The organism is Citrobacter amalonaticus, from assembly GCF_018323885.1.
Taxonomy (GTDB): domain Bacteria; phylum Pseudomonadota; class Gammaproteobacteria; order Enterobacterales; family Enterobacteriaceae; genus Citrobacter_A; species Citrobacter_A amalonaticus.
The window spans coordinates 2066831-2082743 of record NZ_AP024585.1 but is presented as its reverse complement, the minus strand read 5'-3'; the positions used below and the strand labels follow the sequence as shown (position 1 = coordinate 2082743).

The 15913-nt window shown below is 53.9% G+C and carries 16 protein-coding genes; 2 read left to right on the top strand and 14 right to left on the bottom strand.

Annotated elements, in window-relative coordinates; genetic code table 11:
* Positions 1-20: 20 nt before the first annotated feature.
* The 7 genes from chbG to osmE all read right to left on the bottom strand — a co-directional run bounded on the left by chbG (position 21) and on the right by osmE (position 5918).
* Positions 21-779: a chitin disaccharide deacetylase gene (gene chbG / locus KI228_RS09760; RefSeq protein ID WP_043000888.1), complete on the bottom strand. Its 759-nt coding sequence runs from the start codon at positions 777-779 to the stop codon at positions 21-23.
* An 11-nt stretch (positions 780-790) separates the two neighbouring features.
* Entirely contained in the window at positions 791-2146 is a 1356-nt protein-coding gene (locus tag KI228_RS09755) for a 6-phospho-beta-glucosidase (protein WP_061070195.1), read from the bottom strand.
* 119 nt (positions 2147-2265) lie between these two features.
* Positions 2266-3108 (bottom strand): transcriptional regulator ChbR, encoded by an 843-nt coding sequence (gene chbR, locus KI228_RS09750; protein ID WP_080343308.1) that lies wholly within the window; start codon positions 3106-3108, stop codon positions 2266-2268.
* A gap of 10 nt (positions 3109-3118) precedes the next feature.
* Positions 3119-3466 (bottom strand): PTS N,N'-diacetylchitobiose transporter subunit IIA, encoded by a 348-nt coding sequence (chbA, locus tag KI228_RS09745; protein WP_043000891.1) that lies wholly within the window; start codon positions 3464-3466, stop codon positions 3119-3121.
* 52 nt (positions 3467-3518) lie between these two features.
* Complete coding sequence (chbC, locus tag KI228_RS09740; protein WP_061070196.1) at positions 3519-4877, bottom strand: PTS N,N'-diacetylchitobiose transporter subunit IIC; 1359 nt, start codon at positions 4875-4877, stop codon at positions 3519-3521.
* 81 nt (positions 4878-4958) lie between these two features.
* A complete protein-coding gene (chbB, locus tag KI228_RS09735) occupies positions 4959-5279 on the bottom strand; it encodes a PTS N,N'-diacetylchitobiose transporter subunit IIB (protein ID WP_042319411.1) in 321 nt (106 codons plus the stop codon).
* 294 nt (positions 5280-5573) lie between these two features.
* Positions 5574-5918, bottom strand: a complete 345-nt coding sequence (osmE, locus tag KI228_RS09730; protein ID WP_061070197.1) for an osmotically-inducible lipoprotein OsmE — start codon at positions 5916-5918, stop codon at positions 5574-5576.
* Between the two features lie 220 nt (positions 5919-6138).
* Between osmE and nadE the strand changes: the two genes are divergently transcribed.
* Together nadE and cho are read left to right on the top strand one after the other, a co-directional pair.
* Positions 6139-6966: an NAD(+) synthase gene (gene nadE, locus KI228_RS09725; RefSeq protein WP_044254823.1), complete on the top strand. Its 828-nt coding sequence runs from the start codon at positions 6139-6141 to the stop codon at positions 6964-6966.
* A gap of 93 nt (positions 6967-7059) precedes the next feature.
* Positions 7060-7974 (top strand): excinuclease Cho, encoded by a 915-nt coding sequence (gene cho, locus KI228_RS09720; protein WP_081097273.1) that lies wholly within the window; start codon positions 7060-7062, stop codon positions 7972-7974.
* Here the strand turns inward: cho and ves are convergent.
* The 7 genes from ves to astC form a co-directional block, all read right to left on the bottom strand.
* Positions 7934-8509 (bottom strand): environmental stress-induced protein Ves, encoded by a 576-nt coding sequence (gene ves / locus KI228_RS09715; protein ID WP_043000895.1) that lies wholly within the window; start codon positions 8507-8509, stop codon positions 7934-7936. The genes cho and ves overlap by 41 nt on opposite strands.
* A 167-nt stretch (positions 8510-8676) precedes the next feature.
* Positions 8677-9162 carry an ATP-independent periplasmic protein-refolding chaperone Spy gene (gene spy, locus KI228_RS09710; RefSeq protein WP_044254826.1) on the bottom strand — a complete coding sequence of 162 codons (486 nt, stop codon included), beginning with the start codon at positions 9160-9162 and terminating at the stop codon, positions 8677-8679.
* A gap of 344 nt (positions 9163-9506) precedes the next feature.
* Positions 9507-10475 carry a succinylglutamate desuccinylase gene (gene astE / locus KI228_RS09705; RefSeq protein WP_061070198.1) on the bottom strand — a complete coding sequence of 323 codons (969 nt, stop codon included), beginning with the start codon at positions 10473-10475 and terminating at the stop codon, positions 9507-9509.
* Positions 10468-11811 (bottom strand): N-succinylarginine dihydrolase, encoded by a 1344-nt coding sequence (gene astB / locus KI228_RS09700; RefSeq protein WP_141227506.1) that lies wholly within the window; start codon positions 11809-11811, stop codon positions 10468-10470. The genes astE and astB overlap by 8 nt, the downstream gene beginning before the upstream one ends.
* On the bottom strand, positions 11808-13286 hold the full coding sequence (gene astD / locus KI228_RS09695) for a succinylglutamate-semialdehyde dehydrogenase (protein WP_043000899.1): 1479 nt from the start codon (positions 13284-13286) through the stop codon (positions 11808-11810). The genes astB and astD overlap by 4 nt, the downstream gene beginning before the upstream one ends.
* Positions 13283-14317, bottom strand: a complete 1035-nt coding sequence (gene astA / locus KI228_RS09690; protein ID WP_043000900.1) for an arginine N-succinyltransferase — start codon at positions 14315-14317, stop codon at positions 13283-13285. The genes astD and astA overlap by 4 nt, the downstream gene beginning before the upstream one ends.
* Positions 14314-15534 carry a succinylornithine/acetylornithine transaminase gene (gene astC, locus KI228_RS09685; RefSeq protein WP_061070200.1) on the bottom strand — a complete coding sequence of 407 codons (1221 nt, stop codon included), beginning with the start codon at positions 15532-15534 and terminating at the stop codon, positions 14314-14316. The genes astA and astC overlap by 4 nt, the downstream gene beginning before the upstream one ends.
* Between the last annotated feature and the right edge of the window lie 379 nt (positions 15535-15913).

Below are 15913 nucleotides of genomic sequence, written 5' to 3'. Positions count from 1 at the left end.
ACGCGCCGCAAACTCAGGAGTCAGACATCAAGAAAACTGCCCAGACGGTAGCCACGTTCTGCAATCGCATACTTGAGCGAGGCCGACGTCAGCACGTCCAGTTCAGTCAAGCGGGGGTAACAATAGGCGCTCTGACGGATGATATTGTCAATAAACGCCGGGTGACACATCACTTCCAGTGAGGATTCTCCACGTTTTGCTGAAGCATCGAGAGCCTGCAGAAACAACGCTTCCGAAATCGCTTCCCCGTAAAACTCACTGCTGAACCCTTGCGAGCTACGCAGCGTCGCCGGAAGATCGCCTGCCTGGAACACCGGCTGACGATCAATGCGCAGCGCAAGATTACGCTCTGCGGCAAATCGCGCGACAAGGGGGAAGATCTGCGGGAACATATGCACATGGTGATGGCTATCCAGGTGCGTCGGCTCCCGTCCGAACAGGTCGATGAAACGCTGGTACTGACTGGCAAGCTCACGGGCGATTGCATCCAACGGCAGCGTATCTTCCTCTGCCATCTGCCAGATCCATTTTCCCAGACGCCCTTCACGGGTTAATCCCGGCATCTCGGTCAGCGGTTTTCCCAGCGTCAGAACAAAGTGCATCCCTACCGCCAGCGTCGGCAGATCGCGGCTTAAGGCGACCGCATGCTCAATGGCATCACCGTTCACCAGCGCCGTGGTCGAGGTCACCACACCGTGGCGACAGGCCTCCACGATGCCGTAGTTTTGCCCTTTGCTCAGGCCAAAATCATCCGCGTTTACAATCAATAAGCGTTCCATAGCCGACCTCTTTAGTGTTGTGCGTCTTTTAGCTTCGCAATGCACCCGGCAAAGTTTGGCAGCCACTTTTCGTGCGCCAGAATCAGTTCACGCGCCAGCCCTTCTGCATCGTGGTCTGAGTGCACCAACGGGCTCAGGTTCAGCGCCAGCAACACATCGTTAAACTCACCACTCAGCGCCGCGTTACTGGCAGCGACTTCAAAACCTTTGATGGTATAGATCAATCCCAACACTTTCTCGTCAAAATGGGTGATACGCGGCGTCGGCGTTGCCCCATTGCGACCCAGCGTACAGGTCATCTCTACCGCCCAGTCGGCCGGAATGTTATCGACGTGGCCGTGATGCGGAATGTTGACGTAATGCTCGGTTTGCTTGTCATTAAAAATGGCATTAATCACTTCACAGGCGGCGTCAGAGTAGTACGCGCCACCGCGCTGCTCCAGCTCCTTCGGCTTGACGTTCAGCTCCGGGTTCTTATACAGATCGAACAGCTGTTTCTCGACCTTCTGTACCACCTGGGCCCGTGCGCCGCCCTTGTAGTATTCACCCATCTCAATCGCCAGCATCTCTTTTTGCTTGAAGTAGTACAGCAGATACGAGCATGGCAGCAGATTCAGAGAACGAATGAGCCCTTCGCTAAACGGCAGATCGAAAATGTTTTTCACCGTGGAGGCTTTAAGCTGGCCCGAGGCCACGCCGTCCAACAGCTCAGCAAAGCGTGACTGCCCGTTGACGATCACGTCTTTAATGAACACCATGTGGTTGAGACCAAACAGGTCGATCGACAGGTCATCACTCTCTTTCAGTGCCAGCACATCGTGGATGAACATCTTCATCCCGACCGGAATGTTGCACACGCCAATAAAGCGTTTGAAGTTCGTATGACGATAGACCGCTTCGGTCACCATGCCTGCCGGGTTAGTAAAGTTGATCACCCAGGCATTCGGGCACAGTTCTTCCACATCGTTAATAATGTCGAAAATCACCGGGATCGTGCGCAGCCCTTTGAACAGACCACCGGCACCGTTGGTTTCCTGGCCCAGGTAGCCGTGACTCAACGGAATACGCTCATCCAGTTCACGCGCTTTCAACTGTCCTACGCGCAACTGCGTGGTTACGAAATCGGCATCTTTCAGCGCTTCGCGGCGATCCAGAGTCTTAAACACCTTCATCGGCACGCCTGCTTTTTCGATCATACGCTGGCAAAGTTGATAAATAATATCCAGTTTCTCTTCACCGCCTTCGACGTCAACCAGCCACAATTCGGAAACCGGCAGCTCGTGGTAGCGTTTAATAAATCCTTCCAGCAATTCCGGGGTATAGCTGCTGCCACCACCAATGGTGACGACTTTTAATTTCTGGCTCATCGTTTCTCCCTTCAGTGCTTAACACTGGCGTGAATGATGCTCTGCCCTTCTGTCAGATATGACGCAGACGTCCCGCGTCACTAATGGGCAAGCGTAAACCTGGTTGTTGAGTAAAATAATTACTGATTATATTGCGTGAGTTTTTTTCTGTAGCTATTAGGCGTAAATGACGTCATTTTTTTAAACGTCTTAATAAACAGACTAGGACTACTGTATCCCGCTTCATACGCAATATCTGTTACGGAGTAGTTAGTCATCTCCAGCTGTTTCTTGGCAAAGTTAATGCGAATTTCATTAATCAATTGCATCGGCGTTTTGCTGTAATAACGCTGGGTCGCTCGCGTCAGGTATTCCTGAGATTTTGCCGACAGGGAAACCATATTTTCCAGCGCGTTTTCACCAAACTGCGCTTTATCATGCATGGTTTCCACGGTGGCTTTCAGCCACTGCGGAATATCATCCAGAACCTGTTCTTCACGATAATGGCGCAGGCGGTTGATAATGTAGAAGGTGACCACTTCGACAAACTCTTCCAGCCCGGTATCACGAAAGTTGAGCGAGGCAATAACCGTTTCGACATAGGTTAAAAATGCGCTGTTGGTGCGATAGACCTGCGATGCCACGAAACAGAACGGCATGAGCGGGCTGTAGTGCTGTTCAAAAAAACGTTTACTGATGCCAACGTTGAGAATGCGCGTCGAGCCGAACTCGTAGAAGCTCTGATGGTGCGAACCGAGCGGGACAAACACAAAGTCACCCCGTTCCAGCAGCACGCGTTTACCGTTGATCTCCTGGTAATAGCGCCCCGTGAGCACCAGCGTAAACTCATAGTAATCGTGCTGATGCAGACCACAGGCGCTCTCTGTCTTGTTGTAGATAAAGACATGGAAATTTTTACCGTTAAACAACTGTTGTTCACGGGCAATGGTGATTTCCGGTGCGGTCGCCTGATGTTGCATCATCAACTCCTTACTATTTCAGCTTCTCGTGAAGCTCAATCAACTCTGCCACCAGTTCGCGTGCCAGCATTGACGTCATCAGGTGATCCTGTGCGTGAACCAGAACCAGACTGACTTTCATTTTACCTTCGCCCTGATCGCCTTCAATCAGTTTCGTCTGCACCAGATGGGCTTCGTTCAACGCCATGCGCGACTGCTCCATCATCGTTTTCGCGGCGTCGAAGTCGCCCTGCTTCGCCTGTTTTAAGGCCGCGTAGGCCAGGCTGCGCGCCTGTCCGGAGTTGATGATAAGCCCCATCACCACTTCTTCGAGCTCTTCGGCTTCGGTTTGGGTATCAGTAATATTCTCGAGATCCATCATAAATCATTCCTCTTTGACGGCCCGGCATGCGTTGCCACATGCCGGGTTAAACTTAGAATTTCAGTGCGTTAGCGATATCTTCTTCGCTCTCTTCTTTGTCGATTGCGTTTTGCGCTTTGTTCGCAACCACCACGAACGGCAGGTAAATCAGCGTCGCAATCCCTAAGTTGAACAAGGCGAGCAGCAGAGCCGCAACGCTCCCGTTGGTGTTAAAGAACGCCCCCAGCCCGGTTGGCATGGTCCACGGTGCGATGTTCGTAATTGGTGGGATGATCCCCAGGTAATACGCTATCAGCGTGATCGCGGCCAGAATCGGCTGAACCAGAATGAACGGGATGAACATCACCGGATTCATGATGATCGGCAGACCAAACAGAATCGGTTCGTTAATCTGGAAGATACCTGATGGCAGAGCCAGTTTCGCCACCTGACGGTAATCCGCGCGGCGAGAGGCGATAAAGATAGCCAGGATCAGACCCAGCGTTGCACCACTACCGCCGAGGAAGATAAAGGAGTCGAGCATCGGCTTCGCCCAGACGTGGAACGTCTTACCGGCAGCCAGCGCGGCATCCACTGAACCGTACTGCTGATAGATAGCGATGTTTTCCAGCGCCCATGGGGTCATGATACCGCTGTCGAGCGCCGTCAGCGCCAGGGAACCGTGGATACCGAAGAACCACAGCAGCGGAACAAAGAGTACATACGCCCAGCCAACCACACTGCCCAGCGAAGCCAGCGGTGTCGAGATGGTGTCCATAATGATCTGGTGGAAGTTTGTTCCCCAGGTCGTCAGCGCCCAGGCGATGATCCCCATAATAGAGAGGATAATAAAGCCTGGAATCAATGCTGAGAATGAACGAGAAACAGATGCCGGTACGCTATCGGGTAATTTAATGACCCAGTTGCGATGGACAATAAAGGTAAACATTTCGGCGACCACCAGACCGATAATAATACCGGAAATGATATTCGCGCCGCCCAGCCAGTTCGCCCCAACCGCATAGGCTTCACCCACGCTATAAGGCGTGACGGTCATAAAGGCCGCGACCGATAACAGGCCGGCCGCCAGGGCGTCGACTTTGCGCTCTTCCGCCAGCGCCATACCGATAAAGAATGGCGCCATCAGTGACATAATACCCAACGTACCGTTATAGACGTTTCCGCCGATGCCCTTCAGACTATTGAGATTTTCAATGGTTGACGCATCCAGCCGAATACCGAGGGAATAAAAAAACGACCCCTCCCCAAAGCTCAGGAAAACGTTATTGATTAATACAAACATAGCCCCCGCGAGGGTTAATGGCATTAAACGAATAAAACCGTTTTTGATTGCATTAACGTGTGGCTGCTTTCCTATTTTGACAGCAAAAGGAAGGAGTACCTTTTCAAGTGAAGCAATGACGTTACTCATAGAAAAATACCCTTAAAAACCGCAATTAATTATTGCGGTATATGTAAATGAAATAACTCTTTGACGGGAAAATTTAAAATATTAATTTGCAGCGGCTTTTTTAATTGCTGCAACTGCAGCCTTAAGCACGCCTAAACCATCGACTTTGCCATACAGCAGCGAGTCAATCACTTCTACAGGTTTGTTCGGTAACAAACGCTGAATTTCGGGCAACATATAACCAATTTGTGGACCTAATAATACAACGTCAGCATTGGGTCCTTTTTCTCCGGCAAGGGTTTCCGGAAATGCTTCAATAATAACCGGGACTTCATACTTTTCCGCCTGCGCGCGCATCTTTGACACTAACAAAGAGGTAGACATACCCGCAGAGCAAAACAGATAAATGTGTTTCTTTTCCATTCAGACCTTCCTCATGTGCGATTATCTGTCAACCAGCCACGCCGCAAGTCTCTACCTGCTTCTATGCTCTGGATAACCTGCGTAACCGAAAACTTATTTCTGTGTCTGAAATGAGTATACGGCATCGCACCTGCTGATGGTATTTCCTTGACCAACTAAATTGTCTCTCATTGACCTGGCGTTATGACCCCCTTCACACTTCGGGTAAATAATTCGCATCAATAAATAAGATCATCTTCGTTACAAAAAAACCGGCCAGGGGCCGGTTCGTTGACTTGTACAGGCAGTAGACAGTTATTGTGCCTTCGCTGCCTGCGGGTCGGTATCGTATTCAGCGCAGCTCTGGTAGCCTGAGTTGATCACATGACCGGTATCATCCAGCGCCACGAAATAGGTCTCTGCTTTACCATCACGTTGACCCAGGATGTAGGTCTGGCAGGTACCACGAGCATGGATCATGCTCACCTCAGACGACGGTTTTCCGGCAATCTGTGCAACCTGCGCGCGGCTCATGCCTTTTTTCACATCTTTGACCACAGGCTGGACAAATTGGTCTTTGGTACGGTCGTACGCCGTACACCCTGCCAGCATCGTTAATACAGCTGCTGCACTGAAAATTCCTGCAATAGTCCTGTTCATTTTCCGTCCTCTTGTTTATCAGCGTGTTATATAAGCCTGGAATACATTTTGACATTTTTCAAGCTAACGCTTAGCACGCGAATATTTTGCCAGATTCCGTTCAGACGGCAGGATGTCGTTTTAAGCGCCACTCAGCCTGCGTTCACTTGTCGTTTTCACAGCAAAGGGTTAGCTTTAACACAGTCTGATTTTATTCTTTATACATTTGGGAGGGGGGTAAATGACTCTGCAACATGAGATCATCAAAGCGCTTGGTGCAAAACCGCACATTAATCCAGAAGAGGAAATTCGCCGCAGCGTGGATTTCCTGAAGGCATATCTGCAACGTTATCCCTTCCTGAAAAGTCTGGTGCTGGGTATCAGCGGAGGACAAGACTCGACGCTGGCAGGCAAACTGTGCCAGACCGCCATTAGCGAGTTGCGTGCTGAGACCGGTAACGACGCATTGCAGTTTATCGCCGTTCGCCTGCCTTATGGCGTTCAGGCTGATGAGCAGGATTGTCAGGACGCCATCGACTTTATCCAGCCGGACCGCGTGCTGACCGTCAATATCAAAGGTGCGGTACTGGCGAGCGAACAGGCTTTGCGTGAAGCCGGTATTGAACTGAGCGATTTCGTTCGTGGCAATGAAAAAGCCCGTGAGCGCATGAAAGCACAGTACAGTATCGCGGGTATGACCAGCGGCGTGGTGGTGGGTACCGATCATGCGGCGGAAGCCATTACCGGTTTCTTCACCAAATACGGAGACGGCGGTACGGATATTAACCCGCTGTTTCGCCTCAACAAGCGCCAGGGGAAACAACTACTGGCGGCGTTAGGTTGCCCGGAGCACCTTTATAAGAAAACACCCACCGCGGATCTCGAAGACGATCGCCCTTCTCTGCCGGATGAAGCCGCGCTGGGCGTGACCTATGAGAATATTGATGACTATCTGGAAGGAAAAGCGGTGGATGCCGCTATCGCGAAAATCATTGAAGGCTGGTATCTGAAGACAGAGCATAAACGCCGTCCGCCGATTACCGTGTTTGATGACTTCTGGAAACAGTAAGCATGAACCGACCGGATGGCAACGCCATCCGGCTTTCGCGCCGCAGTCGCCCACGCCCTCTCTTTTTTCATCGTAATACCACTGCTATACTGGATGCATAACCAGCATCCGGAGTTTACCGTGGCACGGCGTCAATCAGTTCCTCGTCTTGAGTTTGAAGCAGCAGCAGTTTACGAATATCCTGAACATCTGCGCCCTTTCCTGGAGTCGCTCCCGAGCGTGCCTGGTGTTTACCTGTTTCACAGCGAAAGCGACACCCTGCCACTTTACATTGGTAAAAGTGTCAATATCCGCAGTCGGGTACTGTCGCATTTACGCACGCCAGAAGAAGCCGCCATGCTGCGCCAGTCCAGGCGTATCTCCTGGATCGGTACCGCCGGTGAAATCGGCGCGCTATTACTCGAGGCACGGCTGATTAAAGAGCAACAGCCGCTATTTAATAAACGCCTGCGCCGCAACCGCCAACTCTGCGCATTAACGCTCCGGGATGGAAAAGTGGATGTCGTCTATTCGCGTGACGTTGATTTCTCCCACGCTCCGGATCTGTTCGGTCTTTTTGCCAACCGCCGCGCAGCGCTTGCCGCCTTACAGTCACTCGCTGACGAACAAAGATTGTGTTACGGGCGACTGGGTCTTGAACCCCTGAGCCGTGGCCGAGCCTGCTTTCGCGCCGCGCTAAAACGCTGCGCTGGCGTCTGCTGTAATAAAGAATCGCCACAGGAGCACGACGCCCGTTTACAGGCATCGCTGGAAAAACTGCGCGTTATCTGCTGGCCGTGGAAAAACGCCATTGCGCTCAGAGAGAGTCGTGCGCAAATGACGCAGTATCACGTCATTAATAACTGGCTATGGCTGGGGGCGGTCGATACGCTGGAGGATGCGGCGACGCTGGTCCAGACGCCAGCCGGTTTTGATCATGACGGTTACAAGATTCTCTGTAAGCCGCTCGTTGCCGGAACCTGTGAAATCATTGAACTGAATCCGGGGAATACCCCTGCAACCAGGTGATCTCGCTGAATAACAGTTTCCCTTCTGCTTTCAACAACCGTAGCGTATGTTTTCCGTCGTGCCAGCAGGCGCCCTGATCGGCAGTCAGGAGCTTATCGCCCAGTTGCCAGGCTCCGCTAATAACAAACACCACGCCGCCGCGTGAGCCAAACGTGGTAAAGGTACGATCGGCCACCCGCACTTTCGCCTGGCAGGAGTCACGCCGGGTCATGATATTAAAATCCATCGACATCTGCCCTTCCGTCAGTCTGGCCTTCACCACACGCTCGCCGGCAAAGGTAAACGGCTGGTGCTGCTTAAGGGTATGGCTGAAGGCGCCCTGACTTTCCAGCGTCACTTCGCTGCCTTCCAGCAGGGTAATCACCCGCTCGATACCAGGAAAGAGCGAAAACTCGCCATTACCGGCGATAGAAGCAATGCTGGCACGCCAGTGAAAATCGCGGGTCGCCGGAGGAAAACAGCAAATTTCACGCGTTTCACCAGCACCGTTGCGCCAGAGACTGACCGGCATCTTGCGGATATCAAAGTATTCCATCATCGCTCCTGATAAACATTATGCGGCATAATAAAGCACAACGTCGTTATCGGCAGCCATGATGATTTTCCATAGGGTATGAAAAAGAAAAAACCGCCGATCCTGTCCATCGCCTCAGTGGAGAGGATGGACAAGACCGGCGGTCTTCGAATAAGTCTGCTCAGCGATTACTCAGCAGGTACAGGCATTTTACCGTCACGCGCCGGACGTTCTGTCAGACGCTTCTCAAAATTGGCATTAAACTGTTTTTTCTGTTCCGGGGTCAGAATGTTGTAGATCTTATTCTGCGTTTCCATGTGTGCCAGCATGTTCGCTTTGCGCTGTTCTTCCATCTTCGTAATCTGCGCTTCTGCTTTCGCTTTATCGAAGGTATCGCTGGCAATGATGTCGTGGATTGCGCGGCGTTCTTCAACCGGCGGACGCTTCATCTGGTCACGCTTATCCTTCATGATGTCGCGAATCTGTTGTTTCTGAGCATCGGTCAGATTCAGGTCTTTAAACATCATGTCATGATGTGGGCCGAATTTACCTTTATGCTGCATCATCGGTTTGGCGTCTGCCGGTGCCGCGGTGGTGGTATCCGCTGCGTGAGCCAGGTTCGCAGCGCCCAGTGCCAGAGTTGAAGCCACAAACAGTGCAGTTAATTTACGCATAATCTTTATCCTTCCTTTCAGTTATTTTACGGCTTTCTTGTCACTTATGAAGAAGTACAGTGCCGTGTTGACGAGATTAACTTTAACGGCTTAATCGTCAATTAGTCAGAGCATCAGTAAAACAATGAAAGTGTAAAAAACATTTTTTCGCCAATTGTGGAGAAAAAAAGAAATTATTGCGAAGAGTTGAAAGAAAAAATGACAACAGCATGATTTTGCAGGGAATATGAAGAACTATACCTGAGCGCTGATGATAAATAAAGCAGCTCTCCAGGAATAGTCCGGATTAATTTCCTGGCGCACGATAAATTAAAACCCACAGGCCCTCGCCTGCGGGAAACAGGTTAGCGCAATTTCTCCAGCATCAGGCCCGCACGTAATCCCGGCGCCACGCCAGGGTTGGGAAAAAGAACGTATTCCACGTCATGAGTGACGACAAAACGCTCGTCGCCCTCTTCCGCCAGCAGCGTTCCGGCGGTAAAGGGAGTGAAGTTGAGCGTCTGGCTGTCCATGTGCAGTACAAATGCGTCGCTGCGTCGGGTGATCTGCGACGCCACCCGATAGCGGACTGGCGGAGTGCCGACTGCATGGTCAATTTGCCCCGACAGTAAACAGGTCAGCGCGGCAGACGTCGGCGCAAACTGGCGGAGATCGTTGTGACCGAATGGCAAGGCTTTGCCAAGCTCCAGGGTACAGGCGAGCGCACCGAAGTGTTGAGCACTAAAGTGCGTAAACGTGCCTCCCGGCGTTTGATGAAACACCAGCGCTTCCAGTCCTGCGGCACCCAGCCAGCCAAGAAACGTCTCATCCCAGGGGATGGGACGCTGTGGCAACACGCCGAAGCGCAAATGGTAAGAACCACGGATGGCGGTATGTAAATCGAGATGCCAGCGCACCGACTCCGTGCCCGTCGCATAAAAATTTTCCAGACACTGTTCCAGTTGACGTGCGCGCTGCGTCTCACCGCTTTCGGCAAACTGTTGCCAGCGCCCGCCAAACATCCGGTTCATATCGCTGTGGCAGTAGCGCTTCCCGGCAGCCAACGCCTGTGGGTTGCCGAGGATCACCAACAGCCGCCAGCGTAGCGTTATCTCCCCCTTAGACAACGCCAACAGCAGCGTATTGAGCATCTCCACCGGCGCGGTTTCGTTGCCATGAATACCGGCGGAGATCACCAGCGTACGGTCGGTCACCGTGACGGGGGTGAGTTCGAGAATACCGGCGTCAACCCAATGCCAGCGAAATCCCGCGCCTTCGCCTTCCCGAACCTCCGGCATCGTTCCCGCCAGCGTGGCGGCGAGGAAATCATCCATGCCCGCCTCCCGATTGCTGGAACGGATAGACAGAACCAAGCTGCAACAGTTGAGTCAGTGAATCCAGCGCTTCGCGCCCTTCACGCAGCAGTTGCGGGTCGGCGAGATCCGCGGCGGTCAGGCGGTCGCGATAGTAGCGATCCACCCAGTCGTTGAGCGTCGTAAACAGAACGTCATTCATTATTACCGCCGGATTGACCGCCTGGTATTCTTCTGCGGTCAACACCACCCGCAGCCGCAGGCAGGCTGGCCCACCGCCGTTTGACATGCTCTCGCGCAGGTCAAACACCCGCATGTCGCGGATCGGGTTATCGGCTTCCAGCAGGTTCGTCAGATAGCGCCATACGCCCGCGTGTTCGCGGCACTCCTGTGGCAGGACCAGCATCATCGAACCGTCATCGCGGCTCAACAATTGACTGTTAAACAGATACGTCGCGACCGCATCCGGCACCGACACGTCAGCTGCTGGCACCACAACAGGGGTAAAGCCGGGCACCCGGGCGCGCAGTTGATTCATAACCTCATGTTGTCTCGCAAAGGACTGTTCATGACAGAACAGCACCTCCCGGTTCGCGACCGCAATTACATCGTTATGAAACACACCAAGGTCGATGACATCCGGATGCTGCTGAGCAAAAATACACTGTTGTGGATTCACCTGATTCAGGCGAGCTACCGCCTCGCTGGCTTCACGGGTTTGACGCGCCGGATAGCGGGAAGGTCGCGTATTGCTCCCCTCTTCACGCCCGTAGACAAACAGCTGCATCCCCGGCTCGCCATACTCCCCGCCGAGGCGATTATGGTTAGCCGCCCCTTCATCGCCGAGCATCGCCACCTGCGGCAGCGCGGAATGCACGGCGAAATAACGTTCATCGCGGAAGATCGTCCGCAGCAACGCCTCCGTGGTGGGCGCCTCGAGTGAACGGTGGAATTTATTATTGAGGTTCGCGACCGTCAGGTGCACTTTGCCATCCAGCGTATCCGCCGACGGCGCCACCGTCGCCGCGTTGGCTACCCACATCGGCGACGCGGAGCTGACGCTGGAGAGCCAGTGCGGCGCCTGACGCGCCACTTTCTCAATCACCTGCTCATCGCTACCGCTAAATCCCAACTGGCGTAATGCAGGAATAAAAGGCCGCTCGTGCGGCGGAATCACCGCCTGCGGATATCCCGCATCCGCCAGCGCCTTCATTTTAAGCAGTCCCTGTTTCGCCGCCAGACGGGGATTTGAAACCTGATGACGATGCCGGGTGGACGCCTCGTTGCCGAACGACAGCCCGGCATAATGATGCGTCAGCCCTACCAGCCCATCGAAATTGACCTCACGTGCTTTCATACGGACTCCTCACGCGAAAAATCGAGGCCGGGGCTCAGCGTGGCTGGCAACGTCAGCGCCGGGGATTCCAGACTGGCCATCGGCCAGGCGCAATAATCGGCGGCATACCACGCGCTGGCGCGATGGTTTCCGGAAGCGCCTACGCCACCAAACGGCGCGGTGCTGGCAGCGCCGGTGAGCGGCTTGTTCCAGTTGACGATCCCCGCGCGCGCTTCCAACAGTAACTGGTCGAACTGCGCACGATCGGGCGAAACCAGTCCACAGGACAAACCAAAGCGGGTGTTATTGGCCATCGCGATCGCCTCGTCAAAGCGCTCATAGCGCCAGACGCCAAGCAGCGGACCGAAAACCTCTTCATCAGGCAGATTTGCCACGCCCGTCAGCTCAATAATGCCAGGTGACAGCAGTGAGGTACCGGCCTGTAACAAACGCGGCGCCAGCAGCGTCTGTCCGCCGAGAGATTCAAGCTGTTGCCAGGCATCAAACACATGACGCGCCGCCTGTTCGGTGATCAGACCGCCGATAAACGGCTGTGGCTCATCGTCCCAGCGACCTGGCTGGATACGCTGGCTGACGGCCACCAGCCGGGCGAGAAATGCGTCACCCTGCGCGCCTTTTTTTACCAGCAGGCGACGTGCGCAGGTACAGCGCTGTCCCGCCGTCACAAACGCGGACTGAATAGTCAGGTGCACCGCCGCATCGATATCCTCTGGATCCTCAATAATCAGCGGGTTGTTGCCGCCCATTTCGAGAGCAAGGATTTTTTCCGGTTGTCCGGCAAGCTGGCGATGCAGTTGATAGCCCGTATTCGCACTGCCGGTAAACAGCAGTCCGTCGAGAGCATCCAGCGCGCTCAGTGCCTGTCCCGTTTCCCGACCGCCCTGCAACAGATTCAGCACGCCATTCGGTAGACCGGCCTGTTCCCAGAGCCGCATCACCGCTTCTCCGGTCCACGGCGTCAGTTCGCTGGGCTTAAAGAGGATGGTGTTACCCGCCAGCAGTGCCGGCACAATGTGTCCGTTCGGCAGATGTCCCGGAAAGTTATAAGGGCCAAATACCGCCAGCACGCCATGCGGGCGGTGACGAAGCGTCGCCGCGCCGTCGGGCAACTCACTCTGATGCTCGCCGGTGCGGGCGTGATAGGCCTTGATGGAAATCGCGATTTTGTTGATCATCGCCGTCACTTCCGTCGCCGCTTCCCAGCGTGGCTTGCCGGTTTCACGGGCGATAATGGCGGTCAGATCCGCTTTATTGCTCTCCAGCAGCCCGGCGAATTTTTCCGCAATCGCCTGCCGCTCGCTGAAGGGGCGTCTGGCCCAGGCCGGAAACGCGGTGCGGGCAGCACGAGCCGCCTGCATCACCTGCGCGGCATCGGCATCGTGACCTTCCCAGAGCACGTTGCCCTGCACAGGATCCTTCTTCACCCGACGTTCACCCTGACCGGTCACCCAGTCACCGTTAATCCATAAAGTCATACCGTTTTCTCCTCTGCGCAGAGACGGACAAAACGAACCCGATCGCCTGCGTGACATTTCAGGGCATCCAGCTGCGCGGCGGTCAGTACCAGCCTCTCTGTATGAGGATCGGCGCGTACCAACATGACGCGGAAGTGATGGTAGTTTTCATTCGCCACCAGGCAGGCCGGGAAATCACCGGTTGCGGGTTGCCCTTCGACGACTTCTATCAGACGACTTTTGCGGATCGCCCGCACCCGGTCGATATCACACTCCAGCGTCGGGCCACCGTCGAAAATGTCGATGTAGTTACGATAGCGAAACCCTTCTTTCTCCAGCACCGCGCGCGCCGGAGCGGTTTGCGGGTGCACTTCGCCAATGACTGCCTGCGCCTCGTCAGAGAGGAAGTGGGTATAAATCGGATGCTTGGGCATCAGTTCGGCGATAAACGCTTTCTGCCCGGTACCGCAGAGAAAATCAGCTCGCGTAAACTCCATCGAGAAAAAGCGTTTCCCCAGGCTTTGCCAGAACGGAGAATAGCCGTGCTCGTCGATCACGCCGCGCATTTCCGCGACCACTTTTTCATTAAAACGGTCGCGAAACGCGGCCATAAACATGAAGCGCGATTTCGACAGCAAATAGCCGTTGCCCTCTTTGCGCCAGTCGGGATCGAGGAACAGCGTGCACAGCTCACTGCTGCCGGTGTGATCGTTACTGAGAAACAGCGTCGGCAGCGCGTTATAAACGTTCAGCTCTTTTGAAGCATGCACCAGCGTCCCTACGCGATAGTTATACCAAGGGTCGTTAAGCCCCACGGCGACTTCAATCGCGCAAATCCCCGCCACAGTGCCGGTTTCCAGATCCTCCAGCACAAAGACATAGCCTTGTTCACTTTTCGGCAATTCGCCCCGCCAGGTTTTCAGGGAACGATCAATACGCGCCGCCAACGTGGCTTCATTCGCGGGTAATGAGGTCAGCCCACCGCCGGTTTTACTGGCCAGTTGCATCAGCGCGCTAATATCAGCATGCTCAATGGGACGGATCACCATCATGATGAACCTCCGGCTTTAATCTGTTCGCAGGCCAGCGCAAAACGGTCGAGCCCGCTGGCGACCTCTTCCTGCGTGACGTTCAACGCCGGTGCAAAACGCACCACGTTGCCCCCGGCAATCAGCACCATTACGCCCGCGTTCGCCGCTTCCTGGGAAATCTGTTTGGCTTTTCCGGCGAACGTATCATTCAGCACGCAGCCAATCAGCAGTCCCAAACCGCGGATTTCACTGAACAGTCCGGTGTGCAGGTTAATGGCGTTCAGACGCTCCACAAACCAGTCATGGCGCTGTTTCACCCCGTTCAGCATCGCAGGCGTATTGATGATATCGAGTAATTTCCCGGCAACGGCAGTCGCCAGCGGATTACCGCCATAGGTTGTGCCGTGTGTCCCGACGGTCATCACGCTGGCACATTTTTCACTGGCCAACAGCGCGCCAATCGGGAACCCGCCGCCCAGCGCTTTGGCGGTAGTCAACAGATCCGGCGTCACGCCATAGTGCATGTAAGCGTACAGTTCGCCGGTGCGCCCCACGCCAGTCTGTACTTCATCAAAAATCAGCAACGCATTATGTCGATCGCACAGCTCGCGAAGCCCTTGCAGGAAGGCCTGGGTTGCAGGTACAACGCCCCCTTCCCCCTGCACCGGTTCGACGATGACCGCACAGGTGGTATCGTCAATCAGCGTGCTGGCAGAGTTAATGTCGTTGTAGACGGCGTGGCGGATATCCGGCGGCAGCGGCGCGAAATCCTGCGAATAGGCCGGTTGTCCTCCGGCGCTGACCGTGAACAGCGTACGACCGTGGAAGGCGTTCTTGAACGCGACAATGCCGCTCTTATTGCTGCCGTAGTGGTCGTGCGCATATTTGCGCGCCAGTTTCAGCGCCGCCTCGTTGGCCTCAGCCCCGGAGTTGCAAAAGAAGATGCGATCGGCAAAGGTGGCGTCGATTAGCTTTTTCGCCAGTCGTAACGCTGGCTCGTTGGTGTAGCCGTTGCCGGTGTGCCAGAATTTGCTCGCCTGCACATTCAGCGCTTCACGCAGTTCCGGATGCGCGTGTCCCAGGGCATTGACCGCAATGCCTCCCGCGAAGTCGATATACTCTTTACCCTGCTGATCCCACAAGCGTGAACCTTCGCCACGGACCGGAATAAAAGGCGCCGGTGCATAAACGGGCATCATCCATTCATCAAAATTTTCACGCGTAATTGACTGAGACATAGCGACCTCATCGGTAAATAAATAGTTATTTATATGTTAATAAAAAGTAGTGTTTGCGCTGTAAATGTAGATTGCAGTCTTCGTGCCAGCCAGTGGAAAAAATGCATAAACGGGTGTGTGGAACGGAAAATCAACGAGTTATAGCCCAGCGATATTCACTATATGTGCATAGAAAGTGAATATGTTTGCGTGAAAGAGGAATAAATAGAGGAAAAACCGCAATATTATGCACAGTCCAGATATAATTCTGGAAATGTGATCATCTACGAAATTTACAGGAAATTACTGCGCCATTTTGACGCAATCCGCCCTAAAACAGGGCAAGCATTGCCCCATTGTTAACACCATTCACACCCATTGCCGGAATCTCACCATTATG